Annotated in this window: 11 protein-coding genes; 7 read left to right on the top strand and 4 right to left on the bottom strand. The window is 42.4% G+C overall.

The window, feature by feature from the left end; genetic code table 11:
- Positions 1–62: 62 nt before the first annotated feature.
- Positions 63–1277: a nicotinate phosphoribosyltransferase gene (pncB, locus tag V2H77_RS14580; protein WP_265378308.1), complete on the bottom strand. Its 1215-nt coding sequence runs from the start codon at positions 1275–1277 to the stop codon at positions 63–65.
- Between the two features lie 346 nt (positions 1278–1623).
- Between pncB and pepN the strand changes: the two genes are divergently transcribed.
- The 4 genes from pepN (at position 1624) to V2H77_RS14560 (ending at position 6780) form a co-directional block, all read left to right on the top strand.
- Positions 1624–4236 (top strand): aminopeptidase N, encoded by a 2613-nt coding sequence (gene pepN, locus V2H77_RS14575; protein WP_341499372.1) that lies wholly within the window; start codon positions 1624–1626, stop codon positions 4234–4236.
- Between the two features lie 85 nt (positions 4237–4321).
- On the top strand, positions 4322–4576 hold the full coding sequence (locus V2H77_RS14570; RefSeq protein WP_341499371.1) for a hypothetical protein: 255 nt from the start codon (positions 4322–4324) through the stop codon (positions 4574–4576).
- Positions 4577–4907: 331 nt separating this feature from the next.
- Entirely contained in the window at positions 4908–5918 is a 1011-nt protein-coding gene (gene pyrD / locus V2H77_RS14565; protein ID WP_341499370.1) for a quinone-dependent dihydroorotate dehydrogenase, read from the top strand.
- A gap of 316 nt (positions 5919–6234) precedes the next feature.
- Positions 6235–6780 (top strand): cell division protein ZapC, encoded by a 546-nt coding sequence (locus V2H77_RS14560; protein ID WP_341499369.1) that lies wholly within the window; start codon positions 6235–6237, stop codon positions 6778–6780.
- 346 nt (positions 6781–7126) lie between these two features.
- On the opposite strand, the gene V2H77_RS14555 is transcribed toward V2H77_RS14560, so the two are convergent.
- The 3 genes from V2H77_RS14555 to V2H77_RS14545 form a co-directional block, all read right to left on the bottom strand.
- Complete coding sequence (locus V2H77_RS14555) at positions 7127–8422, bottom strand: glycosyltransferase (RefSeq protein WP_341499368.1); 1296 nt, start codon at positions 8420–8422, stop codon at positions 7127–7129.
- 233 nt (positions 8423–8655) lie between these two features.
- Positions 8656–9939: a glycosyltransferase gene (locus V2H77_RS14550; protein ID WP_341499367.1), complete on the bottom strand. Its 1284-nt coding sequence runs from the start codon at positions 9937–9939 to the stop codon at positions 8656–8658.
- A gap of 485 nt (positions 9940–10424) precedes the next feature.
- Positions 10425–11540: a YcbX family protein gene (locus V2H77_RS14545; RefSeq protein WP_341499366.1), complete on the bottom strand. Its 1116-nt coding sequence runs from the start codon at positions 11538–11540 to the stop codon at positions 10425–10427.
- Positions 11541–11640: 100 nt separating this feature from the next.
- On the opposite strand from V2H77_RS14545, the gene rlmKL reads away from it, so the two are divergent.
- From rlmKL to pqiA, 3 genes are all read left to right on the top strand, one after another.
- Positions 11641–13758, top strand: a complete 2118-nt coding sequence (gene rlmKL, locus V2H77_RS14540) for a bifunctional 23S rRNA (guanine(2069)-N(7))-methyltransferase RlmK/23S rRNA (guanine(2445)-N(2))-methyltransferase RlmL (RefSeq protein WP_341499365.1) — start codon at positions 11641–11643, stop codon at positions 13756–13758.
- A 5-nt stretch (positions 13759–13763) separates the two neighbouring features.
- Complete coding sequence (locus tag V2H77_RS14535) at positions 13764–15677, top strand: ABC transporter ATP-binding protein (protein ID WP_341499364.1); 1914 nt, start codon at positions 13764–13766, stop codon at positions 15675–15677.
- An 85-nt stretch (positions 15678–15762) separates the two neighbouring features.
- Positions 15763–17010 carry a membrane integrity-associated transporter subunit PqiA gene (gene pqiA, locus V2H77_RS14530; RefSeq protein WP_341499363.1) on the top strand — a complete coding sequence of 416 codons (1248 nt, stop codon included), beginning with the start codon at positions 15763–15765 and terminating at the stop codon, positions 17008–17010.
- The last annotated feature ends 15 nt before the right edge of the window (positions 17011–17025 follow it).

Raw genomic sequence — 17025 nt, 5'->3', positions numbered from 1 at the left:
TTTTAGATGTGCTGCTGTCTTATCTGCCAGCAGCACAATGGTATTTTTTAATGAAATTTGAGTTAACAAGCTTGTTTAACTTGGGGGATATCAAAAGCGGCGCGTAGCCTGTTGACAAACTCGTTATCTTCACAAATGGTTTTGCCGGGGCTGTCTGAAAGCTTTGCGACTGGTTTGCCATTACACTCAACAAGTTTGATGACGATATTCAGTGGATTAACCCCTGGAATATTACAGGTAAGCTGTGTACCGATACCGAAAATCAGGTTTATTCTGTTGTGGAAATGACGATAGAGCGCTAGCGCTTTTTGGAAATCCAAGCTGTCAGAGAACACCAGCGTTTTCGTCATTGGGTCGATACCCAGTTTTTGATAGTGGGCGAGCGCTTTCTCGCCCCATTGAACGGGATCACCCGAATCATGGCGTAAGCCTTGATAACTTTTGGCAAACTGAGCATCAAAGTCCCGCAGGAAAGCGTCCATTGTAATGCAGTCAGTCAAGGCAATACCTAGCTGGTTAGGATATTCTTTCAGCCAACTTTGTAATGCTTCTCGTTGACTGCTAGCCAGATCTGGGCTGATTTGCTGATGAGCTTGAAACCACTCATGCGCCTGTGTACCAACCGGAGGGAGTCCAAGTTGTTGTGCAAGTTGATAATTGCTAGTGCCAATCAGATAAGGGAAATGCTGTTGCAGTTCACTGACGATAGCGTGTTGCACACAGTGTGAGAAACGCCGACGCGTACCGAAATCCATCAATTTGAAACTGGAGAGATCAATTCCTTCACTTTCAGCATCTTGATAAAACAGTTTGATCAACTTGCGTAGCTGATTAACTGCATTTTCCACTGCATTATCTGGTGAGCGATAGCGATGAACTAATTCGCTAATTAGCGCCAATAATGGAACTTCCCACATAATGACTTCATGCCATAATCCTGAAATACGGATGGCTAATTGGCCGCCATCTGTAACAGAAATATTGACTTGCTGTGGGTTAAAACGAAAAGTTTTTAACCAATCCAGATAATCAGCCTTAAAAAAAGGCAGGCTGGAAAGGTAATTAAATTCAGCGTCGGTTAATGCCAGATCAGCCATCATATTAACTTGATAGCGTAATTCTGTGGCATATTCGCCTAGCAATTCATCGCCGCGGCAGCGAAACTCTGCAACAACAGGCATGTGACTGTAGCGGTGATATACTGCTTGTTGCATATGAAGTTTATAAGCGTCAGTATCAAGCAGTGATTTTATAATTGGGGTAGCGTCTAGTGTCATAGCGCGTTATGCATCCTCACGGAGCGTATTCGTATTAGCTAAATCGATAAAGTTGGAAGAGTATACCGGGATTATTTTGTTATTGAAGTCACATAACATCATATAGTTCACCAAAATATCGAAGCTAAACAGGGCCTTTGGTCAAATGTTATCATGTTATTTGATCATTAGGTGATGACAAGCACCAAAGAATAAACATATTCCTTACACAATATCATACTCGTTCTTAATGAATGTTTAACATCAGAAGGTGCGTTATTCACTCTTGAAATTTAACCTCTTTCTATGGCAGCGTAAGGCTTAGTATTGAATTAATTCCATCAGGCATGAAACAAAAAGGTTTCTTATGACACAACAGCGACAAGCTAAGTACCGTCGGGATTATCGCGCTCCCGACTATACGATTTCTGATATTGAACTCGATTTTAATCTTGATGCCGATAACACAGAAGTTACGGCAATTAGCCAGATAAAACGTCTGAGCCACGAAATAACACCATTAGTATTGGATGGTGAAGACTTGACACTGAAAAGCCTTCATGTAGATGGTCAACCGTGGGTCCATTACCGTGAACAGGAAGGAGCGCTGGTTATTGAACAGTTGCCGGCTCAGTTCACTTTGAAAATTGTCAATGAGATCCATCCATCGAAAAATACGGCGCTGGAAGGTTTGTATGTTTCTGGTGATGCGCTTTGTACCCAGTGTGAATCAGCAGGGTTCCGCCACATTACTTACTATCTCGATCGCCCTGATGTATTGGCTCGTTTTACAACACGTATCACAGCCGATAAAGCCAGGTATCCGTATTTGCTTTCAAACGGTAACCGGGTTGAGCAGGGAGAAACTGATGATGGGCGTCATTGGGTGAAATGGCAAGATCCATTCCCAAAACCTTGTTATCTGTTTGCTCTGGTCGCGGGTGATTTTGATGTGTTGCGCGACACATTTACGACGCGCAGTGGCCGTGAAGTTGCATTGGAACTGTTTGTTGATCGTGGCAATCTTGATCGGGCTGATTGGGCAATGACTTCCCTGAAAAATTCTATGAAGTGGGATGAAACCCGTTTTGGCCTTGAATATGATCTCGATATTTATATGATTGTCGCGGTAGATTTCTTTAATATGGGCGCTATGGAGAATAAAGGGCTGAATGTCTTTAACTCCAAATATGTGTTGGCAAAATCTGAAACTGCGACTGATAAAGATTACCTTGGTATAGAAGCTGTGATCGGTCACGAATATTTCCATAACTGGACCGGGAATCGCATTACTTGTCGCGATTGGTTCCAACTGAGCTTAAAAGAGGGATTGACGGTATTCCGTGATCAGGAATTTAGCTCCGATCTTGGTTCTCGCTCTGTTAATCGCATTAATAATGTGCGTGTTATGCGTTCGGCGCAGTTTGCGGAAGACGCCAGCCCAATGGCCCATCCAATTCGCCCGGATAAAGTGATTGAGATGAATAATTTCTATACCCTGACTGTGTATGAGAAGGGCTCGGAAGTTATTCGTATGATTCATACCTTGCTAGGGGAAGAGCAATTCCAGGCAGGGATGCAGCTTTATATTCATCGCCATGATGGTAGTGCTGCAACATGTGATGATTTTGTTCAGGCAATGGAAGATGCGTCAAATGTTGATTTGTCACTTTTCCGTCGCTGGTATAGCCAGTCTGGTACACCGGTACTGACAGTTCGCGATGAATATGATGCAGAAAAGCAGCAATATAAGTTGCATGTCAGTCAGATGACGCCACCTACTGCTGATCAAAAAGAGAAACAGCCTCTGCATATTCCTCTGGATATTGAGCTCTATGACACTAAAGGTCATGTGATTCCGCTACGTTATGATGGTCAACCGGTTCATCATGTACTGAATGTGACCAATGCAGAGCAGACGTTTGTATTTGATGACGTGCCATCACTGCCGGTTCCCTCTTTATTACGGGAATTCTCAGCACCCGTGAAATTGGATTACAAATTCAGCGATCAGCAATTGGCATTCCTGATGAAACACGCCCGCAATGCGTTTTCACGTTGGGATGCGGCTCAGTCGCTGATGGCAAACTATATCAAACTGAATGTTATCCGTTATCAGCAGAAGCAACCGATAGAACTGCCAATGCATGTAGTGGATGCTTTCCGCGCGGTGCTATTGGATAAAGATATTGATCCGGCTCTGGCTGCTCACATTCTGACTTTACCATCAGAAAGTGAGATGGCGGAATTGTTTACGATTATCGATCCTAAAGCGATTCATGAAGTTCTGGATGCCACCACCCGTACTTTGGCTCAAGAAATGGCTGATGAGTTTGCGGTGGTTTATAACGCTATTAATATCGGTGCATATCGCGTCGCTCATCAGGATATTGCTAAGCGCTCTCTGCGTAATATCTGCCTCTATTATCTGGCTTTTGGTGATCAAGAGCAGGCTGATAAAGTGGTATCAAATCAATATCATCAGTCTGACAATATGACCGATGCACTGGCGGCATTATCTGGCGCGGTGCTGGCAGAGTTGCCTTGTTGTGATCAACTCATGAAGGAATTTGATGATCGATGGCATCAGGATGGTCTGGTGATGGATAAATGGTTTAGCTTACAAGCAAGTAGCCCGGCGGCAGATGTTCTGGCTAATGTGCGTAATCTTCTGAATCATCGTTCATTCAGTATCAGTAACCCAAACCGGGTTCGTGCTCTGATTGGAACATTTGTTAATAATCCAGTTGCATTCCACGCTGAAAATGGCAACGGTTATCAATTTCTGGTAGAAATTTTGACTGACCTTAATAGCCGTAACCCACAGGTTGCTTCCCGTTTGATTGAGCCGCTGATTCGCCTGAAACGTTATGATGAAAAACGTCAAAACATGATGCGTAGTGCGTTGGAACAGTTGAAAGAATTGGAAAATCTGTCTGGTGATCTGTTTGAAAAAATTACCAAGGCATTAGAAAGCTGATAACTATTTATTTATCGGGCTAATGGTTATTGGCCCGATATTATTTCTGACTTATTTTTCCGGATAATAAATTTCTTCACTTATTATGGATATATATACAGCAGTTAAGGCACTTAAAGCGTCTGGTTTTAATGATGAGCAGTCTGAAAAAATCGTTGAAGTTATTACAAAACTGCAAAACATAAGCGTTGTTACCAAAGCAGATCTGACTGTTGCTACTGAGAGCATTAAAACCGATATTGGTACTATAAAAATAGATTTAGATTGGATTAAGAAACTGGCATTAGCAGTTGGTATTGCTGTTGTTACTGCGGCATTGAAATACATTTTTATTGGTTGATGCTTGATACTTCATTGGTCTGCTTCCCTTTGAGTTGTTCCGAGAGAAGAAAAGTATCTTGGGCAAGAAATGCCAACGCTTATAATCACAGTGTATTCTTGATATACCAATATATTTTCCCGATTTTCACTCGCAGCATATGGGAAAGATTTGTTCCTAATTAGCATATTTCTGTAGATTCAGCCCATGTTATTCGGTTACCCTACTTGCCGAAATATTTTGGCGGTTAAAGATGCGCGTTTTTTAGCTCAAAAACCTCCAAGTGGTACATGAATGTGTATAGAAATGTGTGTAGTTTAATGTTTATAAATTAATTAATGGGTTTAGAATTATGTACTACCCACTAGTCAGGAAAGCGTTGTTCCAGCTTGATCCGGAACGGGCGCACGAACTAACCTTCCGTCAGCTCAAGCGTATTACCGGTAGTCCTTTCGAGTTTCTTATCCACCAGTCAGTTGCGACAAAACCTGTTACTTGTATGGGCCTGTCATTTAAAAATCCCCTTGGTCTGGCTGCCGGCCTTGATAAAGATGGCGATTGCATTGATGCGTTTGGTGCAATGGGATTTGGTTTTATTGAAATTGGCACTGTAACCCCACGTGCTCAGGCAGGAAATGATAAACCGAGATTATTCCGTATCGTTGAAGCAGAAGGGTTAATTAACCGTATGGGCTTCAATAATCTTGGTGTTGATAACCTGGTAGAGAATGTCAAAAAGGCAAAATATGGCGGGGTGATTGGGATCAATATTGGCAAAAATAAAGATACACCAGTAGAGCATGGAAAAGATGATTATTTAATCTGCATGGATAAAATCTATCCTCACGCGGGTTATATCACGATTAATATCTCTTCACCTAACACGCCTGGCTTAAGAACGTTGCAATACGGCGAAGCGTTGGATGATCTATTATCGGCGATTAAAAATAGACAGGGTGAACTTCAGCAAAAATACCAAAAATATGTCCCTGTTGCGGTAAAAATTGCACCGGATCTTTCTCAAGAAGAGTTGATTCAAATTGCAGATAGTTTAATTCGTCATAATATCGATGGTGCTATTGCCACTAATACAACGTTAGATAAGAAATTAGTTGAAGGACTTAACTATTGCCAACAAGTTGGTGGGTTAAGTGGTCGACCGGTTCAATTACGTAGTACAGAAATTATTCGCCAGCTCTCTCAGGAATTAAGAGGTAAAATTCCCATTATCGGTGTTGGCGGAATAGATTCACTTGTCTCCGCCAGAGAAAAAATAGCGGCAGGGGCTTCTTTAATACAGATTTTCTCTGGATTTATCTATCATGGTCCAAAATTAATCAAAGATATCGTCAATCATATCTAAATCTTGCTGTTAATTTATCATTGGGGGTTTATTTTTGCCCCCAATTCGTCTATATTCGCTCCGATCATCTAAATTTTATCTGTATCTTCGCATGTCTTTTAATTATGGCAGGGCTTATTTCACTGAATAGCGGACAAGTTATTTACAATCTGTTTAGCGATGTAAGTTTTTCTGGCATATACCCAATGGATTTCAAGATGCATCGCGACGGCAAGGGAACGAATCCCTAGGAGCATAGATAACTATGTGACTGGGGTGAGTGAGTGCAGCCAACAAAGAGGCAACTTGAAAGATGACGGGTATAAAAGGATAACTCATGAACATTAAACCCGATGACCAATGGCGCTGGTATTTTGATACTGACCATGACCGTGTGATGCTTGATCTGTCTAATGGTATGGTTTTTCGTTCCTGTTTTCCAGCGAAGATGCTGATACCCCATGCAATGGGGGAAACTTCGTTTTCTGTAGAAGATGCGACGCTTTATTATTCTTTTGAAGAACAGACACGCCGAATTAATATTTCAGATGAATCCAGGGCTGAATTAATTCTTAATGCGTTAGTGGCTTTTCGCTTTATTAAGCCACAGATGCCAAGGAGCTGGTATTTTTCCCGTTTTGCCATGATAGAAAAGCCAGTGCAAGGAGAGCTGATTCAGGTACGGCTCCAGGATTGTGGGGCAGACGCTATATTCTTGGTAGTAGAGGCAGGGGATAGTGCAAGCCTTTGTCTGCTAGCTCAACCGCAATTAACGTTATCCGATCGGGCAATGAATTTTTGCGATCCAATTAAGATTATGAATGATCGATTGATGCCATTTGTGGAACCAGTTTGTATGCCAATTTATGGCACTGCGGTTTGATTTGGGTTTAAGATCTCATTGTTCCGTGATTTCCAAGAGTTAAGCTGCTTTTTGAAAATAGAACGACGAATCAGAAGATAATCACTGTTTTTAATTGAGAGAATTGTTCTTTATCATCTGAGGAAATTTTATCACATTCACATCTTTCCATCTGATTATGAGTAAGTCGCTTTTTTCTTGGGTTCTAAAATTTCCTGTTGGCTATTATCACAGAAATTTACCTATTATAGTAATAGCTATAGCTTACTCATTTGAAGTTGGTGTGAAAAATAGATAAGCAGTATTTTAATAATTCCCTCCCCTCTGGATAGCATTAGCTTCGAGATGGGGAGGAGAGATAATGAAGTTAATTAGCACGATTTTCGAGGATTAATTGTTCTGCGTGATGAGATATTGCTGCTAATGCGTCGTGACTGGCGTAGTCGTCTTGGACGATTTGCGCCCGTTGCTTAAATAAATTTGTACGCAGCATATTTTCCACGGTTTGCTTAAGCTGAGATTCTGTCGGTTGTGCTGTATCCAGATTAATACCGCATCCAGCCCATACGACGCGAAACGCTGTTTCCTGCTTACCTTCTCCTGTATCGGCAATGAGCACTGGTGTACCGTGGTTGAGGGCGTAATTAATGGTTCCGTAGCCCCCGTTGGATATTAACAATGAAGATTTTGGCAGCCAGTGCTCAAATGAGATAAATTCTTCGATACGTGCGTTGTCAGGTATGTTCTCTGGCTGTATTTCTACTGAACTACCACCGGTGGTTGCTAATACACGCACAGGTAATGTAGCTAGTGCACGCAATGTGGGGAAAATTAACTGGTTTAGATCAGTATTAGACATGGTGCCCTGAGTGACGATAACCAATGGGCGTGGATCATCTTCTTCCCATAATTGAAGTGATTCTGTTATCGGAGCGGGATTGGGGAGGGGGCCAATAAAATGGACTGTATCAGGCAATTCTTCTCGTGGGTACTCAAATGCCAAGGTTGAAAGTTGCAAAAAGCGATCAGGACCCAAAATGACTTCGTCATTGAAAAATCTAGTTAACGTAGCGCATCCTGACTGAGCTAATGCGTCATTGAAGCTATCCTGAACTTCGGTTATTAACTGTCGTGTTTCCTCATCTACAAGTTGTTCATGTGTCAACTCTGATGGTAGTAATGCGGGGGGAATACGTGGCCCCCAGAAAATTGAATCTTTCGAAGAGTAAGCCAGAGGCGTTATACCAATGATGATCACTGGAAGACGATGAGCTTTTTCTTTTTGCAGCAGTGGCAATATGCCATAGAAACAGTTCTCGGCGATAAGTAGTTCTGCTTGCTGTTCATGGATGATTTGTTGTAGTTGGCGGTCAAGGAAGGGGATTGGGGTACAGAAGAAATCTTTAAACGCTAGCGCCATTTGCAGATTTCCCGGAGGAAGATGCGCTCGGTCAGGAAAACGTTGTTTTAAGTGGCGGTAATCAAAATCTATCTGCTCATCAAAAGGGATAAATTGTGCATTTAAAGCCTCTACTTGTTGGCGAAATAACGCGCCAGTGAAGACAGTTACCTGATGTCCTTGTGCTATCAGTGATTGAGTTACCTTTAACATCGGATAGACATGCCCGGGTGTTGCAACCGCGGCAATGACAATTCGTGCCATAACTTGCTCCTTTGTACTGTTTTGATTTAATTACGCTAACTAGCTCCTAATTCAGAGTGTGATCATTTCATGACTACTGTTACAAATTCATTGTAGTAATAATAATTTGTTATGACAATAATCACGGTAGTTTATTTTTTTATGAAGTTATGAAATATGCCGATTTCCTCCCCCTGTTAGTCTGTGTTAGCGCTAAAGCGGAGGGAGGTATCTAGAGCTTAGTTACTGCGGCTTTATTCAAAAATTAATTGTTCTACGTGATGGGATATTGCGGCTAATGCATCATGTCTTGCGTAATCTTTTTGGACAATTTGCGCACGTTGTTTAAACAAATCGGTACTCAGCATATTTTCCACTGTTTGCTTAAGTTGAGATTCAGTAGGATGTGCTGTATCCAGATTAGTACCGCATCCAGCCCATACAACACGAAAAGCGGCTTCCTGCTTGCCTTCACCTGCATCTGCAATGAGTAACGGTGTTCCGTGGCTGAGAGCATAATTGATGGTTCCATAACCCCCGTTGGATATTAGTAATGAAGCTTTTGGTAGCCAGTGCTCAAATGAAATAAATTCTTCAATGCGCACGTTTTCGGGTAGATCTTTACTCAGTGTTTCTACCGATCTGCCGCCGGTGGTTGCCAATATACGTATCGGTAATGTCGCCAGTGCATGCAATGTGGGGAGAATCAACTGATTTAAATCGGTATTTGAGATAGTACCCTGAGTAACTATAACTAATGGACGTGGATCATCTTCTTCCCATAACTGAGGCGATTCTGTTGTCGGTGCAGGGTTGGGGAGGGGCCCAATAAAATGGACTGTATCAGGCAATCCTTCTCGTGGGTATTCAAATGCCAGAGTTGAGAGTTGCAAAAAGCGATCAGCGCTGAGAATCACTTCATCGTTGAAAGGTCTGGTTAACGCAGAGCTTCCTGACTGAATTAATGCGTCATTGAAGCTATCTTGAACTTCGGCTATGAGTTGCTGGTTGGTTTCATCTACGAGTTGTTCATGTGTCAATTCTGGTGGTAATACCGCAGGTGGGATACGTGGTCCCCAGAAAATTGAATCTTTTGAGGAATAGGCCAGAGGCGTTATGCCAGTAACTATTATTGGCAGGCGATGGGCTTTTTCTTCTTGCAGCAGAGGTAATATGCCGTAAAAACAGTTTTCGGCTATCAGTAATTCCGCTTGTTGTTCACGAATGATTTGTCGCAGTTGATGGTCGAGCAATGGGATTGGGGCGGAGAAGAAGTTCTTGAATGCCAGTGCCATTTGTACATTTCCCGGAGGAAGTTGAGCGCGGTCGGGGAAATGCTGTTCTAAGTGGCGGTAGTCAAAATCTACCTGTTCATCAAAAGGGACAAATTGCGCGTTTATAGCTTCTACCTGTTGGCGAAATAACTCACCGGTGAATACGGTTATTTGGTGTCCCTGTGCTATCAGTGATTGAGCAACCTTCAACATCGGATAGACATGTCCGGGGGTTGCGACCGCCGCAATGACAATACGTGCCATGACTTACTCCTTTTGTATTTTGGTTGAGCTGTTTTAGCTCTTGATTATTAGAGTGTAATCATTTTATGACAGTAATCGTAAATTCATTATGGTAATAATTAATTCATTATTGAAATAATCAACGGAATTGATTTTTTGATGAAATTATGAAACATGGTTAATTGATTTCTCCCATTTTAGGCTAAAGGGTATTCCGTATTGATGTTAATACTGCACCAGTCCATCCTATGCGGAAGGTGATTTCCTGCCTTCCTTCTCCTGAATCTGAGAGGAATCCGTGGTTCAGGGACATAATTAACTGTTCTGTAACCGCCATTGGTTATTAGTAATGCAGATCCCGACAACCGGTGTTCAAATGAGATAAATTCTTCAATATAGTCATATCTTTAGCGTAGGATTACTAAGAGCTATAGCAGAATTGATGTGATTCCCAATAAACCAACGTGCCAATTTATGGCACGGTAGTTTGATTCTAATTTAAAGATCTATTCTTCGCTATTATTAAGAATAAGATTGCTTTTTGGAATACAACAACAAGCTAGAATATGGCCATCGTTTTTAATCGCCGTGGCTTTTAAAGGAGAAACCTCCCCCTTAACTAAAGAAATCTTGCAACATCCACATATTCCTGCACGACATGAATAGGGTACTTTAATTCCTTGTTGTTCCAATTGTTCTAAAATGATTTGTTGATTATTACCTGTAAAGGTTTTCCCGTTATATTCAATAGTGACAGATTTCTCATTTATTTTTGGTAAATCAATATCTTCAGCTTTTTCGCCACTGCCATATTGACGTGGATCTTTTTTAGCTAATATAGTGACATTATCCCCGATTCGAATAATACCACTTGAACGAGTAATTAAATTCTGACCAAAATCGACATCGCCATTTTCTGCTGTTCGGAATGATTGCAATGTCGCTAATGGCTCTCCGTTGGGATTTTTAACGCCTTTATCAATGCTGACTGTGGTCAGAATACAGCGGCTACACGGTTTAGGTAAATCAAAAATAACATCGCCAATCTGAATTGATTGCCAACTGTCTTCTGCAAATGCTTCTGCGCCGGTAATAACGATATTTGGACGAAATTGCTCTAATTTAATACTGGCCGGGCAACGTTGTTGTAATAAATGAAATGAGGCTTCATTAATTAATAGAAATGGATAACCATCCGCAAATGATAATGGAATGTCAGGGTGTTTTTTTACCTTACGGCTTAATTCATGGCTTAACCAGCGCAATTGCACGGGAATATCAAAGAAACCGCTTAGCCATTGATTAATTGTTTCTGGTGCAATTAGGGCCGTAAAATGGTTGCCCCATACTTCTGTGGGCTGCTGTTCAGGTAGGAAATCACTGTAAAGTACGGTGGCATTTTCTCCGTTGGGCGCGCGTAGATAAATACCGTTATTTAACATAGCCGGAGTAAATAACAACATCTGAGGATATTTACGGGCAGTAATAAAAGTCCCGTCTGTTGTTGTGATCATAAAGTTGCGATCAAATATAAGGCCGCTTTCACTGACTAATGCGTGGGAAAGTTGCAAACCACGCATAGACTTTACCGGGTGGGTATACAGGCGAGACAGAGTGATCATCCGTTAATCTCCATGAAACATTTTTTACACGCGCAACTTTATGACATGTCACCTGGATTAGCTATAATGCGTGACAATTTTCTTTTTGGTGATATGTAACATGAACTCTCTGTTTGCCAGCACGGCGCGTGGATTAGAAGAATTATTGAAGAACGAACTGGAAATGCTGGGGGCGCAATCATGTAAAATTGTGCAAGGCGGAGTTCATTTTCAAGGTGATGACAGAGTGATGTATAAAAGTCTGGTGTGGAGCAGGCTGGCATCACGTATTTTGCTACCGCTAAACGAATTTAATGTTTATAGCGATTTAGATCTCTATCTTGGGGTTCAATCTATTGATTGGAGCCAGATTTTCTCTGTAGACAGTACTTTTTCTGTTCATTTCAGCGGCACAAATGAAGAGATACGGAATACTCAATATGGTGCGCTCAAGGTTAAAGACGCCATTGTCGATAGCTTTATTCGTAAGTTAGATCAACGTCCCAATGTGGCAAAGCAACAACCGGATGTTCGCGTTAATGTTTTTTTGAATAAAGAGAAAGCCAGTGTCGCATTGGATTTAAGTGGTGATGGTTTGCATATCCGAGGTTATCGCGATCTTGCTGGTCAGGCTCCGCTGAAAGAAAATCTGGCTGCTGCGATTATTCTACGTTCAGGCTGGCGGATTGGCACTCCGATGGTCGATCCTATGTGTGGTTCCGGCACATTATTGATCGAAGCCGCAATGATGGCGGCTGATCGTGCGCCAGGTTTACATCGTAACCATTGGGGCTTTACTGCCTGGTTGAAACATGATGAAGCAATTTGGCGCGAGGTAACCACAGAAGCGCAGATCCGCTTTCGCAAAGGTCTTCAGGAGACAACTTCCCGTTTTGTGGGTTCTGATATTGATCGCCGAGTGCTGGATATGGCTCGGTCAAATGCTCGTAGAGCAGGGGTTGCACAGTTAATAACTTTCCAGCAAGGCGATGCCAGCCGTCTGGAAAATCCGTTATCAGAAGGCTCTACTGGAACAGTATTAAGTAATCCGCCTTATGGTGAGCGCTTGGAAAGTGAACCTGCATTGGTTGCGCTGCACAGTTTGTTTGGGCGGATAATGAAAAGCCGTTTCCCTGGCTGGCGTCTGTCTCTATTCAGTGCGTCGCCTGAATTGCTGAGCTGCTTGCAATTACGGGCTGAACGTGAGTTTAAAGCTAAAAATGGTCCATTGGATTGCGTACAGAAAAATTATCAGTTGTCAGATAAACCACTCTCATCAGGGGGGAGTGTGGCGGAGGATTATGCCAACCGTCTGCGCAAAAATGAAAAGAAATTAACCAACTGGGCGAAACAGCAAGGGATTAATTGTTATCGTCTGTATGATGCTGATTTGCCAGAATACAATGTGGCTGTTGACCGTTACGCAGATAAAGTGGTGATTCAGGAGTATGCTCCGCCGAAAAGTGTTGATGCTAATAAAGCGCGTCAGCGTTTATTCGATGTTATTAGCGCGACGATGCAAGTTCTTGGGCTTTCATCAAATCAATTAATACTTAAAACTCGTCAGCGTCAGAAAGGTAAAAGCCAGTATGAAAGAATGGCAGAAAAACGGGAATTCTTTCTGGTAAATGAGTATGACGCCAAATTTTGGGTTAATTTAACAGACTATTTGGACACAGGCTTGTTCCTTGATCATCGTATTGCCCGGAAAATGCTAGGTGAAATGAGTGAAGGAAAAGATTTTCTGAACCTGTTTGCTTATACCGGATCAGCGACAGTACATGCTGGATTAGGAGGCGCGCGTTCAACAACAACGGTTGATATGTCTCGCACTTATCTTGAATGGGCTGAGCGGAACTTACAGGCTAATGGATTAACAGGGCGTCAGCATCGGTTGATTCAGGCAGATTGTCTCGCGTGGTTGGCTCGGGCCAGTGAACAGTTTGATTTGATTTTTATTGATCCGCCGACTTTCTCCAATTCTAAACGAATGGAAGATGCATTTGATGTACAACGCGACCATATCATATTGATGAAACAGCTTAAGCGCTTGTTACGTCGCGGGGGAACGCTGATGTTCTCCAATAATAAACGAGGTTTTAAAATGGATTTTGCTGAGCTGGAAAAAGTTGGCTTGGTGGCGGAAGAGATCACCAATAAAACCCAGTCGCAGGATTTTGCCCGTAACCGTCAGATTCACAACTGCTGGCTATTAAGTCATGCTGGTGAGGAAAAATAATTACTATGTCGTTGATTAATTTATCTGGTGCGTGGTTGTCGTTCAGTGATGCGCCATTACTTGATAATGCAGAATTGCATATAGAAGAAAATGAAAGAGTTTGTCTGGTTGGTCGTAACGGTGCTGGAAAGTCGACCTTGTTACGGGTATTAGCGAAAGAGCAGCCGTTGGATGATGGTCAGGTTATTTACGAGCAGGATCTGATTGTTTCCCGTTTACAACAGGACCCTCCCCGTGATGTGGAAGGGACGGTTTTTGATTTTGTTGCCGAAGGTGTTCAGGAACAGGCCGAATATATTAAATCTTTTCATCAGGTTTCCCGTCTGGTGGAGCAAGAACCGAATGAGAAGAACCTCAACCGCTTGGCAGAATTGCAGGAAGTACTGGATATCCGCGGGCTATGGTCACTGGACAGCCGGATTAATGACGTATTGAAACAGCTCTCTTTACCTGCGGAAGCGAAGCTCTCTTCTCTTTCAGGTGGTTGGTTGCGTAAGGCGGCATTGGGAAGGGCGTTGGTCAGTTCACCAAAAGTCTTGCTTCTTGATGAACCGACTAACCACTTGGATATCGATACGATTGAATGGCTAGAAAACTTCCTGAAAGATTTTCAGGGTAGCCTTGTTTTCATTTCCCATGACCGTTCATTTATTCGCAATATGGCAACCCGTATTGTCGATTTAGATCGCGGTAAGTTGGTGTCGTGGCCAGGCAATTACGATAAGTTTCTTGAAGGCAAAGAAGAAGCATTGCGTGTGGAAGAGATGCAAAATGCTGAATTTGATCGTAAGTTGGCTCAAGAAGAAGTGTGGATTCGTCAGGGAATTAAAGCGCGTCGTACTCGTAATGAAGGGCGCGTTAGGGCGTTGAAAGCATTACGTATTGAGCGTTCACAACGTCGTGAAGTAATGGGAACCGCTAAAATACAAATGGAAGAAGCGAGTCGTTCCGGCAAAATTATCTTTGAGCTGGAAAATGTTAACTATCAAATTGGTGAAAGGAAACTGGTCAATAATTTCAGTGCGCAAATTCAGCGTGGGGATAAAATTGCACTGGTGGGACCAAATGGTTGCGGCAAAACAACTTTACTGAAACTGATGTTAGGTGAGCTGCAATCTAATAGTGGCCGTGTTCATTGTGGTACTAAACTAGAAATTGCTTATTTTGATCAGCATCGGATAGCGCTTGATCCGGAAAGAACCGTAATGGATAACTTGGCTGAAGGTAAGCAGGAAGTGATGGTGAATGGTCGTCCTCGTCATGTTCTGGGTTATTTACAGGATTTTCTGTTTCATCCTAAACGGGCAATGACACCGGTTAAAGCGCTTTCTGGTGGTGAAAGGAACCGGTTGTTACTGGCGCGTCTGTTCCTGAAACCCAGTAATCTGTTGGTACTTGATGAGCCAACCAACGATCTGGATGTGGAAACATTAGAGTTGCTGGAGGAACTGGTAGACAATTATACAGGTACTGTATTGTTGGTCAGTCATGATCGTCAATTTGTTGATAACTCCGTGACCGAATGTTGGATTTTCGAAGGTAATGGTGTGATCAATAATTATGTTGGTGGTTATTACGATGCTCAGCAACAGCGCGAACAAACTGTATCGTTGCGCCAGCGGAATGAGAAAAAACCTCAAACGGAAGTTAAAGTAGAAAAGGTTAAGGAGTCGCCAAAAAATTCTCGTAACAAAATGAGTTACCATTTATTACGAGAGTTAGAGCAATTACCATCATTGCTGGAGAAACTGGAAGAAGAGCTTGATCAGTTACAATCTCAAGTGAGTGATCCTGAATTTTTTAATCAGCCTCATGGAGTAACCCAAAAAATACTGACTGAGCTATCTGAAAAAGAGCAAGCATTAGAAGCTACTTTTGATCGCTGGCATGAATTGGAAACATTGAAAAACAGCCAATAGTTAACATAATGAGCAGAATCATATGGCGAAATTCTTCTGAGTATGATTCTGTGAATATTGCCAATTTCCTTGCAGGAGAAAAACCTTGTGTTCCAGTAACCATCATCATGAAATGGTATTGTGTCCTCAATGTGATTTACTGGTGACATTGCCAGAATGGGCTCAGGGAACGAAGGCGATTTGTCCTCGTTGTAAGACGACATTAGTCACATGGTGGAAAGAACCTAAACATCAGCCGACAGGTTATGCAGTCAGTGCATTATTTATGCTGTTAATGGCTTGCCTGTTTCCGTTTGTCAGCATGAGCGTAGCGGGAATTGGCAGTGAAATTACCTTATCTCAAATCCCTCAGGTGATGTTTAATGAAAATTACATCAGTGTGGGAACATTCTTTTTGCTCTGTGTTCAACTAGTGCCTGCGTTTTGTATGGTAGCGATTATTCTATTGTGCCAGGGTGTTGTTATTTCTCAGAAGGTAAAAGCCTGGTTAGCCAGGGTTTTATTTCAGATGAAAAGCTGGTGTATGGTTGAAATCTTTTTGGCAGGGGTATTAGTCAGCTTTGTTAAGTTAATGGCCTATGGTGATATTGGGTTAGGTCTAAGTTTTTTGCCATATTGTCTGTTCTGCCTTCTCCAGGTGAGAGCGTTTCAATGTTTGGATCGCCACTGGTTATGGAATCAGATAGCGCTCGCACCTCAGGTGAATATACCGTTACAGGCAGGAAGATCGGGGTTAGTGCAGGGGGTTCGATTATGTCAGTGTTGTACAGCTATCTTACCGGCAGACCAGTTAGTCTGTTCACGTTGCCATACGCGTGGGCATGCCCGCCGCCGTAACAGTCTGCAATGGACAATGGCGCTGATAGCGACGGCTTTAATGCTTTATATTCCTGCTAATGTCATGCCAATGATGGTGACGGAATCGTTAGGTAGTCAGAGTGATTCCACTATTATGGCGGGAGTGATACTGCTATGGAGTGTCGGTTCATATCCGGTCGCTTTAGTCATTTTTATTGCCAGTATTATGGTGCCCTCACTGAAAATGTTGGCAATTGGTTGGTTATGTTGGGATGCCAAAGGTCACGGTAAACGGGATTCCGCCCGCATGCATTTTATTTATGAAGTTGTCGAATTTGTTGGCCGTTGGTCAATGATTGATGTATTTGTTATCGCAATATTGTCATCACTGGTGCGTATGGGGAAATTGATGAGTGTCTACCCTGCTATGGGGGCAGTTATTTTTGCTTTAGTTGTGATCCTGACCATGTTCGCGGCAATGACATTTGATCCGCGTTTAATTTGGGATAGAACCAACGTTAAACATTCGTTATAAGGCAATGAAGGAGTG

It is taken from the genome of Photorhabdus sp. P32, assembly GCF_038085095.1.
Classification (GTDB): domain Bacteria; phylum Pseudomonadota; class Gammaproteobacteria; order Enterobacterales; family Enterobacteriaceae; genus Photorhabdus; species Photorhabdus luminescens.
The sequence above is the reverse complement of the archived record's forward strand: the minus strand, read 5'-3'. Positions and strand labels throughout refer to the sequence as shown.

What these genes read in the sequence shown, in the direction of transcription:
- pncB (WP_265378308.1), bottom strand. Translation starts at nt 1,277, where the DNA reads ATGACACTAGACGCTACCCCAATTATAAAATCACTGCTTGATACTGAC.
- pepN (WP_341499372.1), top strand. Translation starts at nt 1,624, where the DNA reads ATGACACAACAGCGACAAGCTAAGTACCGTCGGGATTATCGCGCTCCC.
- V2H77_RS14570 (WP_341499371.1), top strand. Translation starts at nt 4,322, where the DNA reads ATGGATATATATACAGCAGTTAAGGCACTTAAAGCGTCTGGTTTTAAT.
- pyrD (WP_341499370.1), top strand. Translation starts at nt 4,908, where the DNA reads ATGTACTACCCACTAGTCAGGAAAGCGTTGTTCCAGCTTGATCCGGAA.
- V2H77_RS14560 (WP_341499369.1), top strand. Translation starts at nt 6,235, where the DNA reads ATGAACATTAAACCCGATGACCAATGGCGCTGGTATTTTGATACTGAC.
- V2H77_RS14555 (WP_341499368.1), bottom strand. Translation starts at nt 8,422, where the DNA reads ATGGCACGAATTGTCATTGCCGCGGTTGCAACACCCGGGCATGTCTAT.
- V2H77_RS14550 (WP_341499367.1), bottom strand. Translation starts at nt 9,939, where the DNA reads ATGGCACGTATTGTCATTGCGGCGGTCGCAACCCCCGGACATGTCTAT.
- V2H77_RS14545 (WP_341499366.1), bottom strand. Translation starts at nt 11,540, where the DNA reads ATGATCACTCTGTCTCGCCTGTATACCCACCCGGTAAAGTCTATGCGT.
- rlmKL (WP_341499365.1), top strand. Translation starts at nt 11,641, where the DNA reads ATGAACTCTCTGTTTGCCAGCACGGCGCGTGGATTAGAAGAATTATTG.
- V2H77_RS14535 (WP_341499364.1), top strand. Translation starts at nt 13,764, where the DNA reads ATGTCGTTGATTAATTTATCTGGTGCGTGGTTGTCGTTCAGTGATGCG.